This window comes from Sporolactobacillus laevolacticus DSM 442, assembly GCF_000497245.1.
Taxonomy (GTDB): domain Bacteria; phylum Bacillota; class Bacilli; order Bacillales; family Sporolactobacillaceae; genus Sporolactobacillus; species Sporolactobacillus laevolacticus.
Window position 1 is genome coordinate 1 of record NZ_AWTC01000025.1, and the last position, 24,619, is coordinate 24,619.

Below are 24,619 nucleotides of genomic sequence, written 5' to 3' on the forward strand. Positions count from 1 at the left end.
ATCCCGAACACGGCCGTTAAGCTCTTCTGTGCCGATGGTAATTGGGGGCTGTCCCCCTGTGAGAGTAGGTCACTGCCAGGCAAATGAAACCCGCGTACTTCTTGGAAACGAGAGGTACGCGGGTTTATTATTTTATACGTACCAAGAGCACAGCGAGGGTTTCGATGGCCAAGCAGGTCGAGGAAACAAGAGAGTGAGCACCGGAGTGTAGTATCTACACGTAGGTCACTGCCAGGCAAATGATACCCGCACACTTTTCAGAAATGAGAGGTGTGCGGGTTAATTATTTTTTTGTACGTAAATGTGATGACGCTGAAAAAAAGTAAAAAAAGACTGCTCCTGATGCATGAACTGAATTTTTTTCAGTTCATGCTGTTTTTTCGTGAATTTCTATTTCGTAACCGAGCAGTTTTTCCAACTGTCGTTGATGGTACTTGGCGCTTTGCTTTCTCTTTGGCAGGTAATCCGGACCGAGCTCTTTATAGGGTTGCTTCTCTTTTAAGACATGATAGGTAATCTTCAAAACGAGATGCGCTAAGGCCATAATTGCTTTTTTCGGTCCCCGTCTCTTGACCAATCGGTAATAGTAAGCCGATAAGCGCGTGTTCTTACTCCGGACTGCTCCCCACGCGGCCTGACGAAGAATGGACTTTAAGCCTTTATTTCCTTTCGTCGTTTTGGATGATCGTTTTTTTCCGGCACTCTCATTGTTTCCCGGACTCAGTCCGCCCCAGGAGGACAGGTGGGCATCGCTTGGAAACTGAGTCATATCTGTTCCGATTTCCGCTAGGATGACCGCCGCTGCACCCTGATTAATTCCCGGAATCGTTTTGAGTAGACTCACTTCCTCTTGATAGTTCTGCATGTATTGATCGATTTCTTGTTCCAGTTCCTCACTATGTTTTTCTAAATCAAGAAGTAGATCATACTGCCGACGAATCATTTGTCGATGATGCCGTCGGATTTTCCCGTTCAGGGCATCTAATAGCTGAGGTACTTTCACTCTCAGCTGAGTTTTTACTCGGGAATGAACCTGTTCCCGGGTTAACGATTCCCCATTCATGATCGCCTCAAGCAATGCGCGTCCGGAAACACCGAAGACATCGCTCATATAACTTGTCAACTTGATATTGGCATCCTGCAAGACGTTATGAATACGATTCTTCTGCTCCGTTGCCATCTGCAGCAGCTTTCTCCGATACCGAGTCAGATCACGCAAGTTACGGATCGCTTCCGGGGGAACAAAGCTGGATTCAATTAATCCATTGCGCAAGAGTCTAGCAATCCATTGGGCATCACTCATATCCGTCTTTTTTCCGGGAACATTCTTAATCCTTTTCGCATTGGCGAGAATTAAGGTGACTGAACCCTCTAGAATATTCCAAACCGGCTTCCAATAGACACCCGTACTTTCCATGGCGACATGCGTGCACTGAGATTCCTGCAACCAATCGCTAAGGGCAAGGAGTTCCTTAGTGGTCGTGCCAAAGTTACGGATCTGTTTCCGAACCTTTTTTTCGCCCTTTAACACACAGGCAACGATTTCTTTTTGATGAACATCCAAACCCGCACAACAGTTTAATAGGACATCCATGATTCATCATCCCCTCTAATCATGATAAAATGAAGGAGGGACAGGTGGTGCACCTGAGTGTACGAATTTTTGTACACGTGCTTTGAAAGAAGCGACACTCGGCGGTGCTCAAAGGTGCATGAGATCGGTTTTATAAACGGGGTCAATGATTGCCTCCAAAAAAATACCGACCTTTGCCTGTCCCTATTCTACTTTTATCCATTCTTACATAGAAGAAAACGCATCCTTACATTTTCATGACCGGTGGTGTCCCGCACCCCTCAAAGCGGGTCGTGGGAGTTTTATAAGCACAAATGGAAAAACACGCATTCTTCAATTTTGAGAGATGCGTGCTTTTTTGGTATCATGAACAATGCGCTTTTAATAGCAATGGCAGAACTATGTAAAGTCCGATTAACTGCAGTCCTTGTTAAAAAAATTACGCGGATCTGTTAAGGAGTCTGTCAATGATTGCTTCTGATATTTTTATAGGATTCACATTCGGTTCATATAGAAAAAGTAAACTGAAAAAGCGGATTAAGATGATTGGAGATTAAGCTTGTTTTTTTAAATTGTAAATGATATTTATCGGCTACGGAGAGATCAATGGCGTTTTAATTTGTTTTAAGATTGGAGATGAAAAATAGTGATTCGTCTTTTAAAGTATTTAAGGCCTTATATGTGGCCCGCTATCTTTTCCATTATTTTTGTATTTTTGCAGTCAATGGCAAACCTTTATCTTCCTACATTAATGTCGGATATTGTAGATACTGGAATTGTTAAGGGAGACCTGCCTTATATCTATAAAATGGGTGCATTAATGCTGGTCGTGACGCTTGTTGCCGGCGCCTTCACCGTTATTGCCAACTATTTGGCTTCAAAGGTCGCCACCGGTTTTGGCCGCGATGTGCGCAATACAATGTTTGAGCATGTTGAGTCCTTTTCTCTAAAGGAATTTGATCAGGTCGGGACCAGTTCTCTGATCACAAGAACGACCAATGATATTGCGCAAATTGAGCAAGTTTATATGATGATACTCAAAATGATGACAATGGCGCCATTAATGTGCATCGGCGGAATTATTATGGCAGTCTACAAGGATGCCAAACTTTCACTGGTGCTTGTTGTCACATTGCCATTGCTTATCGCGGGAATTTCGATATTGGCCAAAAAAGGAATTCCTTATTTTAAGGTGATTCAGAAAAAAATGGACCGGTTGAATCTAGTGCTGCGTGAGGAACTGACCGGTATCCGCGTGATCCGTTCTTTTAACCGGACAAAGCATGAAATCAATAGGTTTGACGCTGCTAACTGGGATATTACACAGACTTCAATCAAAATCAACCAGATCATGGCTGCAGCGATGCCGTTAATGATGTTGATCATGAATTTATCGACGGTCGCGATTGTCTGGTTCGGCGGCCTTAGAATCAATAGCGGAAACATGCAGATTGGCGATTTGATGGCTTTTATCCAATACGCGATGCAGATTATGTTCTCAGTTCTAATGGGTGCCATGATGTTCATCATGATTCCGAGGGCACAAGTCTCAGCGGTCCGGGTCAATGAAGTGCTTGGCATTCAGCCGGATATTCGCGATACCGAAGGACTGATGAATACAACGGCAGCAGGAGAGGAGCAAGGAGTAACCTTTCATGATGTGGCTTACGGTTATCCGGGTGCAGAAAAACCGGCACTATCCCATATTACTTTCACTGCCCGTCCGGGAGAGACAACCGCGATTATTGGCGGAACAGGTGCAGGAAAATCTACGCTTCTCAATTTGATTCCTCGTTTTTTTGATGCGGTAAGCGGCAGTATCTCGATAAACGGCACGGATGTCAAAGAGATTCCATTGGAACAGCTGCGCTCAATGATCGGTTACGTTCCGCAGAAAGCGGTACTTTTTACCGGAACAGTGGCGGATAATCTTCGCTACGGGAATGATCAGGCAACGGACGAGGAACTGGCAGAAGCAGCGCGAACTGCGCAAGCTGATGAATTTATCCGTGAAATGAGCGACGGGTACCAATCGGTCATCGCACAGGGAGGAAAAAATGTTTCCGGCGGACAGAAGCAGCGACTAGCGATCGCACGTGCACTGGCAAGGAAAGCGGATATCTATTTGCTGGACGACAGTTTTTCGGCACTCGATTATCGTACGGATGCCAGACTTAGGGGAGAGCTGGCGAAAACAACTCGCGAAGCGGTACTGATCATTGTTGCCCAACGCGTGAGCACCGTACTTCACGCAGATAAGATCATTGTTCTGGATGACGGCGCAATTTCTGGGATTGGAACGCATCATGAACTCATGGAAACTTGTCCGGTCTATCAGGAAATTGTTGCGTCACAGCTCAATAAGGAGGAACTGGCATGAGTAAAAATGAACAAAGAAACCGCAATGCTCATGGCGGATTTGGCCCCGGACATATGCGCATGCCGGTTCAGAAGCCGAAGCATTTTAAAAAGACATTTAACAGACTGCTTACCTATCTGAGGCCGCATTTGGTAACATTGATTGCCGTATTCGCGGCAGCCATAATAAGTACAGTATTCACAATCATCGCGCCAAAACTCATGGGTAACGCGACGACCAAACTTTTTCAAGGCATGATAATGAAAATGCGAGGTGTGCCAGGTGCGCATATCGATTTCGGTTATATAGGGAACATCATTGTCACGCTGATTATTCTGTATGTGCTCAGCTCGCTATTCACCTATATCATGCAGTATTTGATGAGTGGTATCTCTCAGAAAATGGTTTATAAGCTGCGCGGACAGGTCAACGAAAAGATAGCCAGTTTGCCGGTCAGCTATTTTGATTCTCATCCTTATGGAGATGTGCTCAGCCGGGCAGTGAATGATTCGGAAAATATCAGCAATACACTTCAGCAAAGTTTGACCGCATCAATCACTTCGATCGTCACCCTTCTTGGCGTAATTGTGATGATGCTGACCATTAGTCCGCTTATGACCGTTGTCATTCTGTTGACGATTCCGCTGAGTATTGGCGGTATTATGCTGGTTGCGAAACGATCACAGAATTTTTTCAAACAGCAGCAAGCGCAGATTGGCAATTTGAATGGCCATGTTGAGGAAATGTTCACCGGCCACCAGATCGTTAAGGCTTTCGGCCGTGAACGCCAGTCGGTCGGAAAATTTCGCGAAATCAATGATCGTCTCTATCATTCTGCTTGGAAAGCGCAGTTTCTGTCCGGAATAATGATGCCGATGATGATGTTCGTTGGCAATATCGGCTACGTTCTGATTTCAGTAGTTGGCGGTATCCTTGTCGTAAAACGTTCAATTGAAATTGGTGATATTCAGGCGTTTATTCAATATGCGCGGCAATTCGGGCAGCCGCTGAACCAAATCGCGAATATATCTAACATTATTCAGTCAACGATTGCATCAGCTGAGCGTATTTTCGAAATCTTGGATGAAGCAGAAGACGTTCCGGATCGTGCCGACGCACGAATACTCGATCATTCAAGCGGTCATGTCCGATTTGATAACGTATCCTTCCGCTATAAAGAAGAGCAGCCATTAATTGAGCACATGAGTATTGAAGCGAAATCCGGTCAATCCGTGGCTATCGTTGGTCCTACCGGTGCTGGAAAAACCACGCTGGTGAACTTGCTGATGCGCTTTTATGATTGCCGTGAGGGGAAAATAACCGTTGATGGAACAGATATCCGTGATCTGAAAAGAGAGCATTTGCATCATCTTTTTGGTATGGTCCTTCAGGATACTTGGCTCTTTAAAGGGACGATACGCGATAACATCGCTTACGGTCGTGAGCATGCGACGGAAGAGGAAATTGTGCGGGCCGTTGAGGCGGCGCACGCCGATCATTTTATTCGGACGCTGCCGGATGGCTATGATACGGTGCTGAATGAAGAAGGGAGTAACATCTCCCAAGGGCAGAAACAACTACTTACCATTGCCCGGGCAATTCTCGCCGATCCCGTCATCCTGATCCTTGATGAGGCGACAAGTAGTGTCGATACCCGCACGGAAGTGCACATCCAAAAGGCAATGCAGGCGCTCATGAAGAACAGGACCAGCTTTGTGATCGCACACCGACTCTCCACAATCAAAGGAGCCGATTTGATCCTGGTGATGAACCATGGAAGCGTGATTGAACAGGGCACACATGATTCGCTTCTGGAAGATAAAGGATTTTATGCAGATCTCTACAACAGCCAATTTGCTGAAGATGCTGAGCATCGGGAAATTAGCTGACCAATTCAAGAATAATAACAATCGGGCGATGTCCCGATTTTTTTTATTCAAATTTTAATTTTTAGTTTTACTTTCGAGGAAGGTGTATTACACTTTTAAAAGTGAGGAAAAGGAAGAAACGAGGAACAGTAATGACTAAAAAAATCGTGTTTACAGGCGGAGGATCGGCAGGTCATGTCACACCAAATCTTGCGCTTATTGATCAATTGAAAGATTGGGACATTACCTATATCGGCTCAAAAAATGGAATCGAAAAAAATCTGGTGCAGGGGCATGGTATTGCTTATCGGGCAATTTCCAGCGGAAAACTGCGCAGATACTTCGATATGAAAAACTTCAAAGATCCATTCAAGGTTCTTGCCGGCGTTATGCAGGCATATTTAATCTTAAAGAAAATTAAACCGGATGTAATCTTTTCCAAGGGCGGGTTTGTTTCCGTCCCGGTAGTTATCGGCGGTTGGCTGAACCGTATCCCGGTGTATATTCATGAATCGGATATAACGCCAGGTCTTGCCAATCGGATCGCAATAAAATTTGCGACAAAGCTTTTTGTCACGTTTGAAGAAGCAGCGGCTCATTTGCCGAAAGACAAAGTGGAATATACCGGTGCTCCAATCCGTGACGTTTTACTTAAGGGCGACCGAAACAAAGGGCTTCAGTTTCTTGGTTTTCATTCGGACAAACCAGTGCTTCTGATTATGGGAGGAAGTCTTGGTGCAAAGAAAATCAATGAGGTCGTTCGGGAATCACTTCCGGAATTATTGAAAAAGTATCAGATTGTGCATCTATGCGGTAAAGGCAATGTTGACACAAAACTGACGGAGACCACGGGTTATAATCAATATGAATACGTGGATAAGGAATTGCCCGATGTCATGGCGGCTTCCTCAATCATCTTATCACGGGCGGGATCAAATGCGATTTTCGAATTCCTGGCACTTAAGAAGCCGATGATCCTTATTCCGCTCCCGCTTCGAGCAAGCCGAGGTGATCAAATTTTAAATGCGGACTCTTTTAAGAAAAAAGAGCTGTGTGAAGTAATGGAAAATGATTCACTGACTTCCGAGGAACTGCAAAAGACAATTGATAATGTCTACAAGAACAGATACGATTATATTGACCGGATGACAGCTGCACAAAACGCAACGCATGGAATTAAAAATATATTGAGCAATTTGAACGAAATATAACAAAAAGGACCGGTCTTTTGCCGATCCTTTTTGTTTATTTAACTAGTGACAGGCAGTTAGTAAGAAATGCGCAGCAGTGATCTTTCATAATTTATATTTTGACACTCTTCTAGCGATTATTTTTTTTAGAATAAATCTTGGAACTTTTGATACTAGTTTCATATTTCCTGGAAAAATAACGGATTGATTATCAAATAATGAGTCAATGGCTACCTTGGCAACACTTTTTGGCGACATCAAGGATCTCTTTTTATTTGTATTTCCAGCATTATTGAAAAAATTCGTGTTGGTATCTCCTGGGCATAGACAGCTTACCGTAATAGTCGAGTGTCTTAATTCATGTCTTAATGCTTCTGTAAATGATAAAACAAATGCTTTTGTTGCGCCATAGACACTATAATAGGGCAATGGATAAAAGGCAGCTATACTAGCTACATTTAAAATATACCCCTTCTTATGTTTCTTTAGGTCCGGAACAAAATAATAAGCTAAACGAACGAGACTATTGACGTTCAATGCAATCATTTTTATTTGTTCATCTATACTTAATTTTTCGAACGCTCCAAACAAACCAATTCCTGCATTATTAATAAGGGCATCAACTTTTATATTATGCGTTTGACACCATTCGTAAATTGATTTAGCAGCATTTTCTTCTTGTAGATTTATTGATACAACAAGTACATTAATCTTATAGTAGGTGCTCCACTGATTTGCTAACTCCTCTAGAACTTTTTTATTTCTTGCAACTAAAACTAAATTATGGCCTCTCTCTGCAAATTCTTTGGTAATTGCTTTGCCAATACCGCTGCTGGCCCCTGTAACCAGTGTATAGTTTTCACTATTATTTAAAAGGTTCATTAGTCTCCTCCTAGTATTCTGCTGTTCTAACGCAACATATACTAAGAAAAGAATGATTTCATTTACATTTGTAAATGATTTAGTTTATTTCTTATTCTACTTAAAGAAACAGGTGAAACACCCAAGTAGGATGCAATATGTTTCTGCTTGATGCGTTTTTCTATATTTGGGAATTCTCGGATCAAATGAATGTATCGCTGTGTTGCGTCGTCTAGTAAAAAACTACGTTCTCGTCTTTCTTTGTAAATGATCGCTTGATCCTGTAATTCTTTGATGATTTTTAACCACGTGGTGTTTTCTTTAATCATTCTCTCTAAAGAAGTATAGTCTATTGTCAATAAACGACATGTTTCTAACGTCTCAATGTAATAGGGTACTTTCTGATTTGAAATTAATGCTGAATACCCTAGAACAGCACCTTCGAAGAAAATATTTTTGGTTGAGTCATTGCCGTTTTTATCTATATAAAAACATCTGAGTGCTCCCGAAACGTTGAAGGCTAACTTGCTTGGCAAATCCCCATCCCTTAGAAAGAATTCGTTTTTGTTTAATTTAAGGGGCGTAAAGGTTTCCATTACATTCGCTCTGTCTTCTTCAGAGCATTTAATATGTGTTATTTGTTCCAATACATCGATCATAAAATCGTAATCCTTCGTTTTCACCACAGTGCTCCTTTCACGGTTAAACTATGTCAATGATATATGGTAAAGGGGAGCAACCTTTACCTGTCTCTGTAGCTTTATCATGCAATCTATGATTTTATTTAACTTTATTCGTGCGCCAATTGCATAGTAACACCAATTACGTTACGCGAGGGAGTGGATCGAAAAATTTCGAATTGAAAAAAACGGCAGGGAACGCCCGTGCCGCTTCATTTCAAACCATCTGATCAGCTGATTTTTTTTACATCGACATCAACTTTAAGATTTTGTTGAGGTGTGCCATGATAGACACCCTTGACAGGAACGATGTCTTTATAATCGCGCCCATATGCCAGAATGATATACCGCCAACCGACGGGAACATCATTGGTTGGGTCAAATCCTGTCCAGCCAACCTCGGGAATGTACGCTTCGATCCAGGCGTGGGAGGCTTGTTCAAAATCAGCATTTCCCCCACTTAGATCAAGTATGTATTGATAACCGCTGACGTAACGCGCGGGAATCCCGATACAACGGCAAAGAGCGATCATCAAATGTGCAAAATCCTGGCAAACACCCCGGCGTATCTTGATCATTTCATCAATTTTCGTTTGCACTTGTGTTGCGGTGGGATCATAGGTGTACTCCTGTTTAATGCTTGTTGTGATCGTCGCCAGAAGCTGCGATACGGATTCCACAGATGTGTTTAGAAAACGTTGCACGATCTGCTGAACGTCGGTTGTATTCTGCGTGTAATCTGTCGGAGCAAGGTATTCGGCGAAACGATCGAGAAACGGCTCACTGTCCATGATTTCCCGTTCCTGTTCATAGGGAAGAATACTTTCTTTAGGCACTGCCCGATCATTAGTCACGACAATTGATCGGGCGGTAATGGTCAGCTGGGAATGAGGCTCGGCGACCGAGAACGCATGCACACGATTTCCAAAATAATCTTCATAAGCATAGAGCGGCGCATGAGGATAGGTGGTAATTGAGTGCTGATAACATGACTGATTTCCGTTCGTTCGCGGAGATAGGCGAATTTCGTTGACACTGTCCGCCACATCTGAGTCATATTGATAGTGAGTGGTATGGAGAATTTGAAATTTCATTGCTAGGCGCGCGTCTGATCAGATTACGGATCATCAAAAAGACAGCACGCTGACCCCCTTTGCAGAAAACATTTTTCCAATCGCTGAGCCGATCGCGTTGCAACGGCGCACTTCTAAATCCAGAAAATCGGCGACACCCGTACGAACAATTTCGGAAGGATCCATATAATCCAATTGTGCATGCATTTTTCCAATGGATTTCCGAACGTTCTCGATTGAAGGGGAAATTCCACCCCGAAAATCAGAAAGACGAGCAAGATGTTCGTTCAGATGGCAGAGCGAGAAACGGGTGGATCTTGGAAATACAGGGCTGAGCATCAAGAAGTCGAGGATGTTATCTGTTGACATTTTATTAGACAAGCATTTTCGAAATGCTTCATATCCGCTGACTGACTTAAGCAGAGCAAGCGCATCACCATAAGAAAGATCCATGCCGTTTTCACGGTAGACGATACGCAGGATGCGCAGCGTGTTCTCGGCGCGCTCCAGATATTTTCCGACCTGCAGCATATGCCATTCCTGGCCGCGCAACATGGTTGATGCTGAAATGCCTTGAAATAGTGCGGTTTGATTTTTAATTTGCTCAAAAAAGGTGTGCGGATACGTCAGCATGTCCTTTAACTTTTGGTCATTCAGCCATAAATGGAATCCATTGATTGCGTCCCAAAGCTCACTGGGCAGCCGCTCTCGAATTGCCTGCGCATTGCTGCGTGCACTTGTCACACAGGAGCGAATGGAATTTGTGTTATTTTGGTCAAACACGATTGTATTGAGTACCGCAGACTCTGTGTACGTCGGGTTCTGTTTTTGAAATATGCCGACGTCTGCAAGTGTTTCGACCAGTTCTTTCCAAGGATACTGATCCCGCTCTGTATGTGTGGTCTGTCGATGATAGTCGACATCAATAAGTCGGGCGTGATTTTCGATGCGCTCAAGATAGCGCCCGAGCCAGTAAAGCGATTCTGCAATTCTACCGATCATGGGGATCCCCTCTTACTGATTCCATTTTTTGTTTTTTTTGTGATGCTTAAAGAGCGGTTCAGAATGGGTTTATACAATCCAAGTGTCTTTACTTCCGCCTCCTTGGGAAGAGTTGACAACGAGCGAACCTTTATTTAATGCGACGCGCGTCAATCCCCCTGAGATGACAGATATCTGTTTCCCTTGAATGATGAATGGCCGTAGATCAATATGTCTGTTTTCGATGCGCCCGTCAGTGAGTGTTGGACCAGCTGAGAGGCTGATGGTCGGTTGTGCAATATAGCGTTCTGGGTGTTCGAGAATTTTTTTTCGGAATAATTCAATCATGTCCGGAGTTGATTGTGGTCCGATCAGCATGCCGTATCCTCCGGAAAGTGATGTTTCTTTTACGACCATTTTTTCAAGCTGGTCGAGAACAAATTCCCGGTCTTCCTTTTTCTTCATATGGTAAGTCGGCACATTTTTCAGAATAGGCTCTTCGTGCAAATAATAACGGATCATGTCCGGTACCTTGGTATAAACTGCTTTGTCGTCTGCGACACCGGTACCGGGCGCGTTTGCGATGGCGACATTGCCTGCCCGGTAAGCATTCATTAATCCTGCGACGCCGAGCAAGGAATTAGGATTAAAAGTAAGTGGGTCTAGAAAACTGTCATCTAGGCGACGATAAATGACGTCTACCTGTCTTAGACCTTCGATTGAATTGATGTATACTTTTTGATCGACGACACGCAAATCTGATCCTTCCACTAATTCAATGCCCATTTGCTGTGCAAGGAACACATGTTCAAAATAGGCTGAATTGTACCGCCCCGGGGTAAGAAGGACAATGACAGGATCTTGTTTGTGATGCGGGGCAAGATCATGAAGTGCAGTAAGCAAATCTTGCGTACCTTGCTCGATACTTTGGACATGTGAAGAGAAATAGAGTTCAGGAAAATAATGCATCATAAGCGAACGATTCTTAAAAACATAAGACAAACCAGATGGTGTGCGCAGGTTATCCTCCAGCACGTAGTACGCCCCATTCTCATCACGAATCAAGTCAATCCCTGATAGTGCGATATAGACGTCCTCCGGTACCTCGACATTGGACATTTCCGGCAAAAAATATGGATTATTAACAATCTGGCGTCTGGACATCAGTCCGTCTGTAATCATGTGCTGATCATGGTATACGTCATGGAGAAAATGGTTCAGCGCCTTTACCCGTTGTTTCAGTCCGGAGCTGATTTTTTCCCAATCTTCATGCGGAATAATTCTCGGTATGATATCAAAGGGAATAATACGCTCACTTGTGTGGTTGGCTGAATACAATTGAAAAGTGACACCTTGGCGCACCATCTGCTGCCTGATTTCTTTGGAACGATCGAGTAATTCGCTTTCTCCCAGAGTCTGCAGACAGTCAAACAGTTTCTGATAGTGCGACCTGATCTGTCCGTCTGGCAAAAACATTTCATTGAAACAGCTTGTTTTCGAATGATCGATCGTAAACATACAGACTCGTCTCCCTTAAAGGAGGGCTATCCTAAAAGAGGATGTTCAAAAAGTTCGACCCTTTTGAACAGAGTTAAAAAGAATGAGTACCCCTTTTTTGAATAGTCACGGACCCAATGAATTTTATAAATTTTTTAATAATTTTTATAAATTATAATCATTCTTATGTCTTGATGTCAATCCTTGTTGGCAGAATTGATGGTTGCATGTGCAGCCTGCTCTCGTGCAGACACGGGGCAAGCCCAGAAAACATACACTAAGAAAGTCAGGGATGCTTAGAATCATGACATGAATGAGCATCGGCAAATAGTTTGATAGCCTATTGATGAATAGATTTTGAATGTATGGGAGAAACTGAGATAGGAGGTGGTGATATGGCGATGCAGGAACAAGTGCCCGCAGAGGAAACTTGCCTGATTTGCGGGAGGCATGAAGTAGAAGGTATCCACATATGCAATCAATTAATCTGCGATTCTTGCCAGAAGAAAATCGTTGAGACAGAAGTAACAGATTGGAAATACAAATACTACATGAATAAATTGGCGAAACTTCGGCTTAACTTAACCCAATGTACGAAGGAAGCGAACGTTATTCATGCAGGAACAGGAGGAGAAGCAGGCAAACATTGAGGCTTCTCTTTTTGATTGCTCAACGTTATTTAATCAACCAATTCTATCTCAGACCAGATGCGGCCGTTGTGTGATTTGTATTTTACGAGCGGATTCTTTTTCTGCTACACTGGATGCAAAGGAAGTGGCACGCCGTATTCATGGACAAGCCGGAGTGATCAACGGATTCTGCTCTTTGAAGCGACAAATGCTACTGAATCAAAATCCTGGGAGGGCGGTCGCATGCCTGCCAACTCAAACAGTTTATGGAAGAGATGGCTGATCTTTGCCTGTCTGTGTATCTCTTTACTAGCTGCTATTTTTTTCATGTTCATAAGAGATCCAAGTAACGCATCTGTTTTCGATGCGGGTTTGTCCTTACTCTTCTTTCTTTTCTGCTTTGGACTAGGAATCTACTTGTGGGTAATGAATAAATCGGCGAAAGGGGAACAGATGCTGGTTCTCTTTCTCGCGTTATTCGGGACTTTATTGGTTGCTTGGAGTGCAGGACGAACGGATTATGGCCGGCTTGTTTGCCAAGATGTGTATCTGCTTGCCTTTATCTTGGGGCTTGTTCTTTGCATAAAAGTGATCACCAACTATCTCGCATTTTGGAATCTTGTTTGGATGTCAAAACGCTCCCTTATTACCATTGATGCCTGTGCTGCATCTATAAGTATTCTCGTGACGGTTGGCCGAGGTATGGATATAGGTGGTGCTCAATCGCTGGCTATGGTATTTGTTGCAGCATTAATGGTCCTCATCCTTGCGCACATTGTCTGGGCCTATCGGCGATATGACCAGGTGGTGTTTAAGCCTATGCTTCAAGTGCTGCTGCTGGGTCTGTCGCTTGCGTTCATACCTAATCTTGCCCTATCTGTTTTCCCGGCTTTGTGGCAAGATACGCTTGTGTTCCATCCGATTTCCGGCCTCTTCCTCTTATTCCTGCCTTTAACATTATTTTATTTAATGATTTCTGACCGATTCATGGATGCATCTTTTATGGTGACTGGTGTTACCTACTGCGCCTTGGTTGCGGCGCTTCCTGCACTCATTCTTGGCGCTGCATTTCAGGAGATGACTGAATGGGGCGTGATTGTCTCTGACCGCAACAACGCCTACCGGTTTGGCCTTATCGCGTTCATCTCTCTATTTACGATCTTATACATAAAGCAGTATTTGGATTATTATCTAAGAAAAAGGCTCTACCCCAAACAACAGGATGTTCAGACAAGCCTGAATCGTTTTTTGCAATGGATGAAAAGTGATTATGATTTAAATGATTTTAGCTGGATTATGAAACGGGAAATGGAAGCATGTTTACCGGTTGATCATGTCCGGCTGTCAATGGTGGGAAAAGGAGATCCAAGTGACGAACGGACAACGATGATGCCGAGTGGTACCGGTGATCAAGGTTCAGATCAACTGCAGGACGAACTTGGAAAGATCGTCAATGCCCCTGATGGTTTCCGGATTTTATTATCTGAGAGCGGAAACGGAAAAGTGGTGCTGGAAGGCAAGTGGAAACTGCCGAGAAGACGCTTGAACCCTGATGAGCGTATTTGGCTTGCCGCTTTAACCAGTTATGCGCAGATGGTTATTGAAAATTTGGCGAATACAAAGGACATGATGCAGAAACTGGAAGAAACATCCGCCCAGAGTACTTCAGTTCCGCTTACCATTAAGAAGATGATGCTGAGAATTTCAGAACGTGAACGTTGGAAATTATCACGCAGTCTTCATGACCGCAATATGCAGGATCAGCTAGATATAGCCCGTCAATTAGACTCCTGGGGATCAAACGCAAGCGATCTGAAAACAAAAGCTCTGATGGTGAAGTTTCGCGAACAAATCCTAGATAGCGTTTATGTGCTCCGTCAGGTCATTAATGATCTTCATCCTGAATTTATCTATAGAACGGGACTTAGAAAAGCACTTATGGAATTGTTTGATAAAGTTAATTTACGCGCTGATTTTACATTGCGTGCGACGATCGATGAACAGATGGATGGGTTTCAGCGTGAGTGGGAAATGGCTGTTTACAGAGTTGTCCAAGAGTTGTTAAATAATGCTCAAAAACATTCGCGTGCGCATCTTGTCACGTTAAGCTTGAGTAAGGCAAATGATGCGTTCACTTTAGATTACTCAGATGATGGTGTTGGTCTTGATGTTTCAAAAATCGGTAAATCATTCGGAACAATGGGATTCCCTGGCATGATTGGGCGCGTTGAAGGACTTGGCGGACGAATCCAATTTCGATCAGGACAAGGTGGTGGTCTGAAGATTACCATTCAATGGGCAAGAACAGCGGATGATGCCAAATGATCAGAAGGGGGCGGTTAAAATGATCGAAAATAACTGGAAGAAGTGGGGACGTTCGGTTGTGCTGCTTGCTGCTCTTGTCTCTTCGCTGACGCTTGCCATCCATTTCATGAACGCAATCTTGGAACGTCCCTATGTCGGTATTTATACAGTAAGTGAAGGCTATAGGGTAACCGTCAGTTTTGTCGCGCCGTACAGTTGGGCGGATTCGGCAAATGTGCAACCGGGAGATACAGTGATCCGTATTGATGGAAAACCCGCATTTGAAAATCGGAACATATCAAGTTTTGATATGGTTGGACAGGCCAAGTCGATCAGCCTAGAGCGTGGACCATCCGAATTTACTTTGAGTATTGACAATGGTGCTTCCAAATGGGCATTACTGTTTTATTTAATTAGCCCGCTCGCTTTTTTTATGACGTGTTTCGTAGCCGTTCTCTTTTTATACATACGCAAAGAAAGCAGCCCGGTGGTACGTACGCTCATCGCCTTACTAGTCACTGTCAGCCCGGTTCTTCTTGAAATGTCAGCCAATACCCGGCACGATAGCTGGAGTCTGAGGCTGACGAGTGTGGCCCTTGTGTTCACCCTGATCTTCCTCGTGCATTTTTTAAGAGACTATTTTTCGGTATGTGGCTTTCTGCTTGTGTCCAACTGGCTGCTTGGCTGTCTTTATCTATGCGGGACATTGATTGTCCTGAACAGCTGCTTTTTTACGTCGAGGGAGGTCAGCGCCTACTACCAGCAGGAACTGGTCTTTTCGGTTTTTGTTTTCGGTTTGCTTTGCATTCAATTAGCTCGACTGTATTATCAGATCAGAGCTTCTGAATACGGAAGGATCATCCACATTATCATGGCAGGTTTTTTTCTCGCGATGTTTCCGTTTATCGCCCTGTATGCTTTACCAAATATGATTATTGGGACATCAATAGTCCCTGTGGAATGGACCACACCGTGGACGATTCTGTTGCCGATCACGCTTTGCTATATCGTTTTGTCTTCTTCTCTCATTGATATGTCTTTTTATATTGGGAGACTGGGCTATTATTGCGCGCTTAGCTTTGCCGCTACGTTGCTGCTGTTGATTGGATGTCTCGGTTTCGTGCAGCGTCATCTAACGGAAAACCCTTCGGATATCGCACGTCTCGGCGCACTTAGTTTTTGCCTTGGTCTGATTACTCTCTATATTAAGGAATATATGGATTACAGATTAAGAAGATATCTCCATCCCAAGAGAGAGCCGCATCAGGAAACGCTGAACCGATTTCTTCAGAAGTCAAAAACTGAATATACGCTGCGTCATGTCGAATTGATGTTGCGCCGGGCTGTTTTGTCAGAGCTTCCTGTTCAGGAAACAGCTTTATTCGTTGTGAATAGGGATGGCAGTATTCGCCAGATTAACCGACGTTTGGAAAAATCGATGGAGAACATTCAGATCACCTTTGATCATGCGTATGTTCTGAAGAGAAATGAAATCGGATTTACTGCGGTCTTGAAGGGTGAGCGTGATCGGAAGGTTATACTTGCGGGCAAGTGGATGAAACCGGGACGCGGCTTAAATTTTGATGAACGCATGTGGCTCGAAACATTGATCAACTACGCCCGGGTCGTGGTTGACAATCTTTATAAAATGGAAGGGTTAATGCGCGAGTTTAATAATCTTGAGACGGACCGTAAAAAGATCCCGCAAGCGATGAATCGTTGGCTTTTTACGATTTCTGAGCAGGAACGAGCTCATCTATCTAGAGATATGCATGATACAAATATTCAAGATCAGTTGGCGATCGCGCGTGATATCGATGCGGAATTGAAGAAGCTTTCCAATCCTGAGACAGTACGCAGGTTGAGCTATATCCGTGAACGAATACTTGACAATGCAGAGGGAATGCGCAAGATGATCAGGGAGTGGTACCCTGCCGATATTTTTAGAGGAAAGCTGGATCGTTCACTCGATGCGCTTTTCCAACGTGTGAATTTGACTGCGGATTTTCACCTGGAGACACAAGTCGAAAACGCGCCTCACACACTGACCAAGGAATGCGCGCTGTGTCTTTACCGTGCAGTTCAGGAATTATTGCGCAACGCCATCGAACATTCCCAGGCAACGCATGTCAGGTTGAATCTTGTTTATGAAGCAACGCGATGCCTTCTCAACTATCAGGACGACGGGAAAGGTCTGGATGAACAGATGATTGTTCCTTTTTTTAGTACAACGGGGTTGCCTGGCTTGATCAGTAGGGTAGAGGGCCTTGGCGGGAACATTGCTTTTCGCTCACACATAATGGATGACTATAATAACGGCTTGTTCGTGCGGATCAAGCTGCCGATGAATTAATTAGGACATTAAAGGGGTTGGGTGTATGACATCAGTATTAGTTATCGACGATCATGCGGTTGTCGCTAGCGGAACAAAGACGGTTTTGCAGAACGCAGGATTCGAAGTGGAGACGCAGCAATCAGCAAAGAATATTCAGCTTATTTTGAGCAAACGGCATTATGATCTGTTTCTGGTTGATTTAAACATGCCGGATATGGACGGAATGGCTGCTGCGGATCTGATTCTGGATTTGGACGCCGATGCGAAGATTATCATTTATACTGGATATGAGACAGAGATTGAGCCTTTGTTTGCATCGATGATTGAACGAGGCATATCCGGAGTTGTGAGTAAATCCGCATCTATTGATTCGTTAATTGCCGCACTTCATGCGGCGCTTCGCGATGAAGTACTTTTGCCGATGTGGTTGTTTCAGCGGCTGCGTGTGAATGATTCAATTAGAATTGAATCATCAAAACTACACCTTAATCAAAATGAGCGAGACATCCTGGCTGGTGTGATGCACGGCGACACAAATCGTGAAATTGCTCAGAATCTTCTGATCGGGCAGCGGACTGTACAAAAATATCTGACGGGTATATTCCAAAAATTAGGCGTTCATTCACGCGTTGAAGCGGCTGAAAAAGTGAATGAATTGGGTATTAGTCCGGATCTCCGTAAAAAGCTGAATACGGCCGAACAAAATCAAACGAACAGTTAACGCTGTCATTAATCTCACCACGCGTTCCGGCGGCTTCGTACCCCCGCATGATTTATGCGGTATCACGCATCAAATATGCGGGTTGATGCGGACTGATTTGTATTATGATGGGTATAAGAAAATCAGGGGAACCGGAAAGGTGGTGGAAGAATGAGTCATGTGCTAAATCCGACGATTTTTGAGTTTTTTCTGGCTTATAGTGTGCTCCTTTCTACAAGTTTGCTGTGGGAAAAATACGTGAGAAGAACACTGACTTATAACCGTGGGGTATATTTGTCTCTATTAATCGGTTACTTGCTTATTACGCTGTTGCTCACTGTGCAGCCGATGAGTGTTGCGGAACGATCACTTATCAGTCCCGGAGGCACATTGGTCAATTTTCATCCATTTAGAAACATTATGATGCAAACGCAAAGCGGTCAAGGGCATTGGATTCTCATGTGGAGTATTTTTCTGCCTATGCCTTTCATGTTTTTTGTCGGTTTCGCAGCGCGTGGACGCATGTCACTCACCGGACTGATTACCATCGGTGTTGCCGCCTCTTTCCTGATTGAATGTGGTCTCTTCCTAATGAACAACATTCCTCAATTTCCGAAACATCTTTTCGATGTTGACGCGCTAATCCTCAATGCATTTGGTGTAGTTATCGGCGCCTTTCTTTTTTACTGGATGCAAAAAATGCAATGGATGAAAGACTATATTTCAGAAACAATGTCAACGAGATAAAACCCCATGCAGTGCATCAACAACAGGTGTTCTTTCGCAATGTGATGAAGTAATTTGGGCATCACTGAACCTCCCAGTCATTTACCTCAGTGTTATAAGATCACTCTCTTTGGAGATGAATATGTTGAAACATACAGCCGGATTTATTATCGGAGTCCTGCTCCTCTGTCTCAGTCTCTTGGTCTTGAATACAAGTGTAATTAATCATTCTTCAGCCATTATCCTATTTGTTGCCGCCTTGCTTATTATTGGCGCAACAGAGTTGACAATCAAGATCGGGAAAAAATAATTAATTAATGCAGCTTCCCTCAACATCGCTAAATCTTTCATACTTTTAATGCCTGTCTAACAATCCTTTCTAATGAACGGGTTGTATTAGAGTCTGTTCGAAAGGAGGACAAAAAGGACCAAGAAGGTCGAGGAAGCGCAGCTTTGAGCACCGGAGCGTATGCAAATAATACGTGAGGAGTGGAAAAGCAAGCTGACAAAGAGATTCGCCGGTAATTTTTCCCGGACTTTCCGAACACCCTCTATTTAATATTGGTTGAAAATTCCCCTACTATGCTAAAATGAAGATATCAAATTTCAAGGAAGCTTTACATGGATCAGAACAGGACTCCCATTTTTGACGGATTACTAGACTACAGCCAGAAGCAGGCCTATTCCTTTCATGTGCCGGGGCACAAGGATGGGCTCATTTTCCCAGAAAAAGCTTCTTCGATTTTTAAGCCGATTCTTGCGCTTGATGCGACAGAAGTCGCTCATTTGGACGATCTCTATCATCCGGAAGGCATCCTTCGTGAGGGAGAGCAGCTGCTCACTGATTACTATGGCACACGTGCCAGCTACTTCCTCGTCGGTGGATCAACGGTGGGTAATCTGACAATGGTGCTGGCATCCTGTTCCCCCGGTGATGTTGTTTTTGTGCAACGGGACAGTCATAAATCAATTTTTAACGCATTGAAACTGGCGGATATTCACCCTGTTTTTCTAGCACCGGCAATAGATGAAGAGTCGGGGCTGCCTATAGGGATTGAACTCGATTCATTTGCCGAAAGTCTTCGCCAGTTTCCACAGGCTAAGGCACTCATTCTGACTTATCCTAATTATTATGGGATTGCTGCTCACTCTGTTCGCCAATTGATTGGGCACGCGCATGCAAACGGGCTATTGGTACTGGTTGACGAGGCGCATGGCCCGCATTTTAAAATGGGAAATCCTGTCCCGGCAACAACATTGGAAATGGGTGCGGATCTTGTCGTACATTCTGCACATAAGATGTTGCCCGCAATGACGATGGGCGCATTTCTGCATATCAATTCAGTGCGCATTTCGGCTGAGAGGGTCATGTCTGTTCGCGCAATGCTGCAAAGCTCAAGTCCTTCATATCCGATTATGGCAACGCTGGATTTAGCGAGGCATTTTATGGCGACACTTGATTCAGCCCGCATCAGTACTATTCTCTCAAAACGGGACGCGTTCGTTCATAGTCTCCAAGCTACAGATCGGCTGCGTGTACTGCAAGACAATCCAAGTCGGTTCATGGTTGATCCGTTTAAGGTTACATTACAGCTGGACACACAGGAAACGGGATTTGAGGTTCAAGGGAAATTGATTGAATTAGGACTCTATCCGGAAATGGCTGATCCGCGTCATGTGCTGCTTGTTCTCGGACTGTCGGACCATATTGATTATGACGGCGCCCTTTGTCGGATAAAACAAGTGATGTCCGGGTGTCCTGCAGGTTCTTCAGTACACCCAGAACGTGCACCGGCATTTCCAGCGAGCGAAGAGCTTGCCGATTCATATCGGAACCTTTCTTTAATGAGTGTAGATGAAGTTGATCAGAATCAAGCGGTCGGGCTTGTGGCGGCTGAACATGTCATTCCTTATCCGCCGGGTATTCCTGTTGTTATTCAAGGCGAGCGAATAACGGAGAGCAGTCTGGATCTGATCCACTATTGGCAGCGGGCAGGAGCGGTTTTCCAAAATGACAGCAGCAATCAAGAAAAAATTAAGATTTACCGGGCGGGAGCATCATAAAAATGGAACAAAAAGGACTTTTTATCACATTTGAAGGACCGGATGGTTCAGGAAAAACAACACAGATTCATCGGCTTGCTGAAGAACTGGAAAATCGGCATCTTCCTTATCTGCTCACTCGTGAACCTGGGGGAACGGAGATCGGCGACACCATTCGATCGATTATTTTAAATCCCGATCATTCGGAGCTGGCGGATAAGACGGAAATTTTGCTCTACGCTGCTTCAAGAAGCCAGCATGTTTCTGAAAAAATCCTTCCAGCGGTCAGAGAAGGAAAAATTGTGCTGTGCGATCGCTTTGTTGATGCGTCAATTGCCTATCAGGGATACGGCCTCGGCCAGCCTATAGAAACAATTAAACAGATCAACCATTTTGCAACAGGCGGTATCACGCCGGATCGGACCTATATGATCGATGTTTCCCCGGAAACAGGACGGAGCAGAATGAAAAGCCGAAGTGGCAGCCCTGAGAAAGGTGCCACTAGCTCTGCAAGCGACCTTGACAGAATTGAAAGGCGTGCGCTTGCTTATCATCAGCAGGTAAGAAAAGGATTTCTCGCGATCTATGAAGAAAATAAATCTAGAGTCTGTTTGGTTAATGGCGAACAAGACAATGGGCAAGTTTTTTCGGACATTATCGAAGATTTTCGCCATTTTATGAAGCAACGGAATAATGTTTTTATGCCCTAATTATAAATTTACAGTACGAGAGGATGATTGCGTTGAAACTGATTGTAGCCGTAATTCAGGACAAGGACAGTAACCTCTTACAGCAAGCGTTGGTGGATGCTGACTTTCATGCGACCAAGCTGGCTAGTACCGGCGGCTTCCTACGGTCGGGCAATACGACATTCATCATTGGCACAGAAGATCATCAAGTGGAAGATCTGCTTGAACTTATCCGAGAGCATTGTCACAGCCGCAATCAGGTAATTTCCCCTATCTCTTCGCTTGATGCCAATACAGATGGCTATATGATGCATCCTGTTGAGGTCGAGGTAGGCGGAGCGACTGTCTTTGTTCTTGATGTTGATCAATTTAAACATTTTTGACGTATTCATCTAAGGCTTGGGGGATCCATCAATGGCGATAAAAATAAATCAGCATTCGGGTATCAGTGAATCGGTATCAAAGCGAGAGAGTTCCGTAGCGCAGCCGCACGTGACCTTTGAGCGCACCTTAACCACACAGAAAAGTTCGATGAAAACCGACGCGTTGAAAGCTTTGCTGAATAAAGTTGATGAACAAGCCAAACGCGTATCTGTGTCGCGTACAATCCGGGATCTGCAAGTATACAAGAACTATGTTCGTTCTTTTCTTCAAGAGGCAGTGCAGACGGGACTGGGCACCGCGCAATCCCGTTCATGGCAGCAAGGCGGAGCGCAACAGACTTTAGTTAAGACCGTGGATCAGAAATTAATTACGATGACAAATGATTTGCTTGATAAAAATAAAGGTGAACTGAAATTGCTTGATCAACTGGACGAAATCCGAGGCTTGCTGATCAATTTATATGTATAAATACAGTAAATACTAGATAAGAGAGTGTAAAAGCATGAACTGGCAGGAGCTAAGCGAGCAGCAACAAACCGTGGCGAAGGTTCTTCGGCACGCTATAAAAAGAAACGAACTGGCACATGCGTATTTGTTGGAAGGCCTAAAAGGGACCGGCAAGCGCCAGACAGCGCTGCTCGTTGCGCAAACCTTGTTTTGTGAATCGCTTTCAGATCAGGGACCGTGCATGGAGTGCCGAAATTGCCGGAGAATCGCTTCGGGCAATCATCCGGACGTGATTTGGATCACTCCTGATGAAGGGGCAGCTTCGATAAAAAAAGAACAGATCGCCTATTTGATGAAGGAGTTTGCATTCCGAAGTGTAGAGTCGGGGCGAAAGGTATTCATTATTGAGCAGGCAGAGAAAATGACCACTCAAGCTGAAAACAGTCTACTGAAATTTATTGAGGAACCCCATCCGGGGACACTCGCGCTTCTTGTGACTGAGCACATCCATCAACTGCTGGACACTATTATTTCCAGATGTCAGGTTCTCTCCTTTATTCCGCTTTCTGATCGGGCGGTTGAACGACGTTTGGCACAGGATGGTCAGCCAAAGCAATTGGTGAAATTGGCTGCTGCACTGACTCATGATTACGAAGAAGGCTTACTTTTATGCAAAGAGGAATGGTTTGCCGAGGCACGTTCCCAAGTGTTACAATTGGTGCAAAGACTGCACAAGTCTTCAGAATCAGTGCTGCCTTATATTTATGAAAAATTTTCTCCCAACTTCGATAATAATCAGAAAATGGCTGTCGGTCTGGACTTATTGCTGTTTTGGTATAGAGATCTTCTGTCGCTTCATTTGAACCGCCAAGAAGAGATTGTCTTTGAGGATCAGGTTGATGGACTCAAGGAGCAAATGCTCTCGCTTTCATCTGATCAAACGATTCGGGCGATGTCATTTATTCTGGATGGCCGCAGGCAGCTGGACGCGCATGTCAATGGAGTAAGCGTCATGGAGCGGCTGGTGATCAGGTTAGGAGGTAACCATAAATGAAATACGATATTGTCGGCATTCGTTTTAAGAAGGCCGGAAAAGTTTATTATTTTGATCCGGAGCAGCTGTCCATTCCTGAAAATGCACATGTTGTCGTGGAAACGACAAGAGGCATTGAATGCGGAACAGTTGTTATCGGCAGAAAGACCGTTGACGAAGAAGATGTCGTCCTGCCACTGAAAAAAGTGGTGCGTATTGCGACGGATTCTGATGAATTGCAGGTCAGCAAAAATAAGGAAGACGCGCAGGCCGCAATGGATATCTGCCTTCAGAAAATATACAATCACCACTTGGAAATGAAGCTGGTGGATGTTGAATATACATTTGATCGCAATAAAATTATTTTTTATTTTACCGCGGACGGCCGCGTTGATTTTCGTGAGCTGGTCAAGGATCTTGCGGCTGTATTTAAGACAAGAATTGAATTACGGCAAATTGGTGTCCGAGACGAAGCGAAAATGCTGGGCGGCATTGGACCTTGCGGGCGTATGCTTTGCTGTTCAACGTTCCTTGGCGATTTCGAACCGGTGTCGATTAAGATGGCGAAGGATCAGAATCTGTCATTGAATCCTGCAAAAATATCAGGCGTTTGCGGACGGCTGATGTGCTGTCTGAAATACGAAAATGATCAGTATGAATCTGCCAAAAAGGCGCTTCCGGATATTGGCCAGTCGGTTGATGTCAGCTATGGTCCCGGTCGCGTCGTCGGGCTGAATATTTTAGAGCACTTGGTTCAGATCGAATTAAAGGAACAAAATAGAGTTGTTGAGTATACATTGGATGAGCTTATTGAAGAAGGGGTTATTTCTTCGCAAGCAACTAAATAAGAGGTGGATGAACTTGGAGAAGAAGGACATTTTCTCACAAGTCAGTCATTTGGAGGAACAGCTGGGGCAAATCTACGTAGATTTTGGAAATTTGAAAGCTCAACTCACCGTGCTATTGGAAGAAAATCAGAATCTTACTTTAGAAAATCGTAACTTGAGAAAGCGCATTGAGGATGCCGATCACACGGATCAGAGCATGACCAATCGGACAACGCGCAAATCAGGAACCATTTCTGAGCCGGACGTCGGTGAAGGGTATGATAACTTGGCGAGGTTGTATAAAGAGGGCTTCCATATTTGCAATCTGCATTACGGCAGCGTCCGCAATGATGGCGACTGCTTGTTTTGCCTCTCATTTCTGAATAAAAAATGATCACGTGGTTAGGGCAGCATGGGTGA

23 protein-coding genes and 1 rRNA gene are annotated in these 24,619 nt (G+C 44.2%); 18 read left to right on the forward strand and 6 right to left on the reverse strand.

Translation table 11 applies throughout. The features are described from left to right. Positions 1–81: ribosomal RNA gene (rrf, locus tag P343_RS37855) — 5S ribosomal RNA — on the forward strand; the annotation flags it as partial. A gap of 286 nt (positions 82–367) precedes the next feature. Here the strand turns inward: rrf and P343_RS35455 are convergent. Next, positions 368–1,594, reverse strand: a complete 1,227-nt coding sequence (locus tag P343_RS35455) for an IS110 family RNA-guided transposase (RefSeq protein WP_023511675.1) — start codon at positions 1,592–1,594, stop codon at positions 368–370. Positions 1,595–2,219: 625 nt separating this feature from the next. On the opposite strand from P343_RS35455, the gene P343_RS35460 reads away from it, so the two are divergent. The 3 genes from P343_RS35460 to P343_RS35470 all read left to right on the forward strand — a co-directional run bounded on the left by P343_RS35460 (position 2,220) and on the right by P343_RS35470 (position 7,011). Further along, a complete protein-coding gene (locus P343_RS35460; protein ID WP_023511677.1) occupies positions 2,220–3,953 on the forward strand; it encodes an ABC transporter ATP-binding protein in 1,734 nt (577 codons plus the stop codon). After that, positions 3,950–5,821 (forward strand): ABC transporter ATP-binding protein, encoded by a 1,872-nt coding sequence (locus tag P343_RS35465; RefSeq protein WP_023511678.1) that lies wholly within the window; start codon positions 3,950–3,952, stop codon positions 5,819–5,821. The genes P343_RS35460 and P343_RS35465 overlap by 4 nt, the downstream gene beginning before the upstream one ends. Before the next feature lie 131 nt (positions 5,822–5,952). Beyond that, positions 5,953–7,011 carry an undecaprenyldiphospho-muramoylpentapeptide beta-N-acetylglucosaminyltransferase gene (locus tag P343_RS35470; RefSeq protein ID WP_023511679.1) on the forward strand — a complete coding sequence of 353 codons (1,059 nt, stop codon included), beginning with the start codon at positions 5,953–5,955 and terminating at the stop codon, positions 7,009–7,011. An 84-nt stretch (positions 7,012–7,095) separates the two neighbouring features. On the opposite strand, the gene P343_RS35475 is transcribed toward P343_RS35470, so the two are convergent. From P343_RS35475 to P343_RS35495, 5 genes are all read right to left on the reverse strand, one after another. Beyond that, positions 7,096–7,872 (reverse strand): SDR family NAD(P)-dependent oxidoreductase, encoded by a 777-nt coding sequence (locus P343_RS35475; protein ID WP_023511680.1) that lies wholly within the window; start codon positions 7,870–7,872, stop codon positions 7,096–7,098. A 62-nt stretch (positions 7,873–7,934) separates the two neighbouring features. Then, positions 7,935–8,534: a Crp/Fnr family transcriptional regulator gene (locus P343_RS35480; protein WP_023511681.1), complete on the reverse strand. Its 600-nt coding sequence runs from the start codon at positions 8,532–8,534 to the stop codon at positions 7,935–7,937. A gap of 227 nt (positions 8,535–8,761) precedes the next feature. Continuing rightward, positions 8,762–9,625 carry a transglutaminase family protein gene (locus tag P343_RS35485; protein WP_023511682.1) on the reverse strand — a complete coding sequence of 288 codons (864 nt, stop codon included), beginning with the start codon at positions 9,623–9,625 and terminating at the stop codon, positions 8,762–8,764. A 33-nt stretch (positions 9,626–9,658) separates the two neighbouring features. After that, positions 9,659–10,606, reverse strand: coding sequence for an alpha-E domain-containing protein (locus tag P343_RS35490; protein WP_023511683.1), 948 nt, complete (start codon positions 10,604–10,606; stop codon positions 9,659–9,661). Positions 10,607–10,675: 69 nt separating this feature from the next. After that, positions 10,676–12,103 carry a circularly permuted type 2 ATP-grasp protein gene (locus tag P343_RS35495; RefSeq protein WP_023511684.1) on the reverse strand — a complete coding sequence of 476 codons (1,428 nt, stop codon included), beginning with the start codon at positions 12,101–12,103 and terminating at the stop codon, positions 10,676–10,678. Between the two features lie 374 nt (positions 12,104–12,477). Here P343_RS35495 and P343_RS0119315 point away from each other — a divergent pair, with 374 nt between their 5' ends. The 14 genes from P343_RS0119315 (at position 12,478) to yabA (ending at position 24,593) form a co-directional block, all read left to right on the forward strand. Next, on the forward strand, positions 12,478–12,732 hold the full coding sequence (locus P343_RS0119315; RefSeq protein ID WP_023511685.1) for a sigma factor G inhibitor Gin: 255 nt from the start codon (positions 12,478–12,480) through the stop codon (positions 12,730–12,732). Then, the gene (locus P343_RS37290) at positions 12,698–12,994 is read left to right on the forward strand and encodes a hypothetical protein (protein ID WP_168371041.1); all 297 of its coding nucleotides are present in this window, start codon (positions 12,698–12,700) and stop codon (positions 12,992–12,994) included. Before P343_RS0119315 ends, P343_RS37290 begins: the two co-directional genes overlap by 35 nt. Continuing rightward, complete coding sequence (locus P343_RS35500; protein WP_023511686.1) at positions 12,955–15,036, forward strand: sensor histidine kinase; 2,082 nt, start codon at positions 12,955–12,957, stop codon at positions 15,034–15,036. Before P343_RS37290 ends, P343_RS35500 begins: the two co-directional genes overlap by 40 nt. 19 nt (positions 15,037–15,055) lie before the next feature. Continuing rightward, on the forward strand, positions 15,056–17,368 hold the full coding sequence (locus P343_RS35505; protein WP_023511687.1) for an ATP-binding protein: 2,313 nt from the start codon (positions 15,056–15,058) through the stop codon (positions 17,366–17,368). A 25-nt stretch (positions 17,369–17,393) separates the two neighbouring features. Next, on the forward strand, positions 17,394–18,071 hold the full coding sequence (locus tag P343_RS35510; protein ID WP_023511688.1) for a response regulator transcription factor: 678 nt from the start codon (positions 17,394–17,396) through the stop codon (positions 18,069–18,071). A gap of 150 nt (positions 18,072–18,221) precedes the next feature. After that, positions 18,222–18,797 (forward strand): VanZ family protein, encoded by a 576-nt coding sequence (locus tag P343_RS35515; protein ID WP_023511689.1) that lies wholly within the window; start codon positions 18,222–18,224, stop codon positions 18,795–18,797. Between the two features lie 121 nt (positions 18,798–18,918). Next, complete coding sequence (locus P343_RS37295) at positions 18,919–19,086, forward strand: hypothetical protein (RefSeq protein ID WP_023511690.1); 168 nt, start codon at positions 18,919–18,921, stop codon at positions 19,084–19,086. 311 nt (positions 19,087–19,397) lie between these two features. Further along, a complete protein-coding gene (locus P343_RS35520) occupies positions 19,398–20,840 on the forward strand; it encodes an aminotransferase class I/II-fold pyridoxal phosphate-dependent enzyme (RefSeq protein ID WP_023511691.1) in 1,443 nt (480 codons plus the stop codon). A gap of 2 nt (positions 20,841–20,842) precedes the next feature. Next, a complete protein-coding gene (tmk, locus tag P343_RS35525; RefSeq protein WP_023511692.1) occupies positions 20,843–21,529 on the forward strand; it encodes a dTMP kinase in 687 nt (228 codons plus the stop codon). Between the two features lie 32 nt (positions 21,530–21,561). After that, positions 21,562–21,891, forward strand: a complete 330-nt coding sequence (locus P343_RS35530; protein WP_031264266.1) for a cyclic-di-AMP receptor — start codon at positions 21,562–21,564, stop codon at positions 21,889–21,891. A gap of 31 nt (positions 21,892–21,922) precedes the next feature. Continuing rightward, positions 21,923–22,360, forward strand: coding sequence for a YaaR family protein (locus P343_RS35535; protein WP_023511694.1), 438 nt, complete (start codon positions 21,923–21,925; stop codon positions 22,358–22,360). Between the two features lie 34 nt (positions 22,361–22,394). Beyond that, positions 22,395–23,393 carry a DNA polymerase III subunit delta' gene (holB, locus tag P343_RS35540; RefSeq protein WP_023511695.1) on the forward strand — a complete coding sequence of 333 codons (999 nt, stop codon included), beginning with the start codon at positions 22,395–22,397 and terminating at the stop codon, positions 23,391–23,393. Further along, positions 23,390–24,220, forward strand: coding sequence for a PSP1 domain-containing protein (locus P343_RS35545; RefSeq protein ID WP_023511696.1), 831 nt, complete (start codon positions 23,390–23,392; stop codon positions 24,218–24,220). Before holB ends, P343_RS35545 begins: the two co-directional genes overlap by 4 nt. A gap of 13 nt (positions 24,221–24,233) precedes the next feature. Next, a complete protein-coding gene (gene yabA / locus P343_RS35550) occupies positions 24,234–24,593 on the forward strand; it encodes a DNA replication initiation control protein YabA (RefSeq protein WP_023511697.1) in 360 nt (119 codons plus the stop codon). Positions 24,594–24,619: the final 26 nt, after the last annotated feature.

Bases quoted from the DNA above. Each gene is read 5' to 3' on its own strand.
- P343_RS35455 (WP_023511675.1), bottom strand. From the start codon at position 1,594: ATGGATGTCCTATTAAACTGTTGTGCGGGTTTGGATGTTCATCAAAAA.
- P343_RS35465 (WP_023511678.1), top strand. From the start codon at position 3,950: ATGAGTAAAAATGAACAAAGAAACCGCAATGCTCATGGCGGATTTGGC.
- P343_RS35470 (WP_023511679.1), top strand. From the start codon at position 5,953: ATGACTAAAAAAATCGTGTTTACAGGCGGAGGATCGGCAGGTCATGTC.
- P343_RS35475 (WP_023511680.1), bottom strand. From the start codon at position 7,872: ATGAACCTTTTAAATAATAGTGAAAACTATACACTGGTTACAGGGGCC.
- P343_RS35485 (WP_023511682.1), bottom strand. From the start codon at position 9,625: ATGAAATTTCAAATTCTCCATACCACTCACTATCAATATGACTCAGAT.
- P343_RS35490 (WP_023511683.1), bottom strand. From the start codon at position 10,606: ATGATCGGTAGAATTGCAGAATCGCTTTACTGGCTCGGGCGCTATCTT.
- P343_RS35495 (WP_023511684.1), bottom strand. From the start codon at position 12,103: ATGTTTACGATCGATCATTCGAAAACAAGCTGTTTCAATGAAATGTTT.
- P343_RS0119315 (WP_023511685.1), top strand. From the start codon at position 12,478: ATGGCGATGCAGGAACAAGTGCCCGCAGAGGAAACTTGCCTGATTTGC.
- P343_RS37290 (WP_168371041.1), top strand. From the start codon at position 12,698: ATGCAGGAACAGGAGGAGAAGCAGGCAAACATTGAGGCTTCTCTTTTT.
- P343_RS35500 (WP_023511686.1), top strand. From the start codon at position 12,955: ATGCCTGCCAACTCAAACAGTTTATGGAAGAGATGGCTGATCTTTGCC.
- P343_RS35505 (WP_023511687.1), top strand. From the start codon at position 15,056: ATGATCGAAAATAACTGGAAGAAGTGGGGACGTTCGGTTGTGCTGCTT.
- P343_RS35510 (WP_023511688.1), top strand. From the start codon at position 17,394: ATGACATCAGTATTAGTTATCGACGATCATGCGGTTGTCGCTAGCGGA.
- P343_RS35515 (WP_023511689.1), top strand. From the start codon at position 18,222: ATGAGTCATGTGCTAAATCCGACGATTTTTGAGTTTTTTCTGGCTTAT.
- P343_RS37295 (WP_023511690.1), top strand. From the start codon at position 18,919: ATGTTGAAACATACAGCCGGATTTATTATCGGAGTCCTGCTCCTCTGT.
- P343_RS35520 (WP_023511691.1), top strand. From the start codon at position 19,398: ATGGATCAGAACAGGACTCCCATTTTTGACGGATTACTAGACTACAGC.
- tmk (WP_023511692.1), top strand. From the start codon at position 20,843: ATGGAACAAAAAGGACTTTTTATCACATTTGAAGGACCGGATGGTTCA.
- P343_RS35535 (WP_023511694.1), top strand. From the start codon at position 21,923: ATGGCGATAAAAATAAATCAGCATTCGGGTATCAGTGAATCGGTATCA.
- holB (WP_023511695.1), top strand. From the start codon at position 22,395: ATGAACTGGCAGGAGCTAAGCGAGCAGCAACAAACCGTGGCGAAGGTT.
- P343_RS35545 (WP_023511696.1), top strand. From the start codon at position 23,390: ATGAAATACGATATTGTCGGCATTCGTTTTAAGAAGGCCGGAAAAGTT.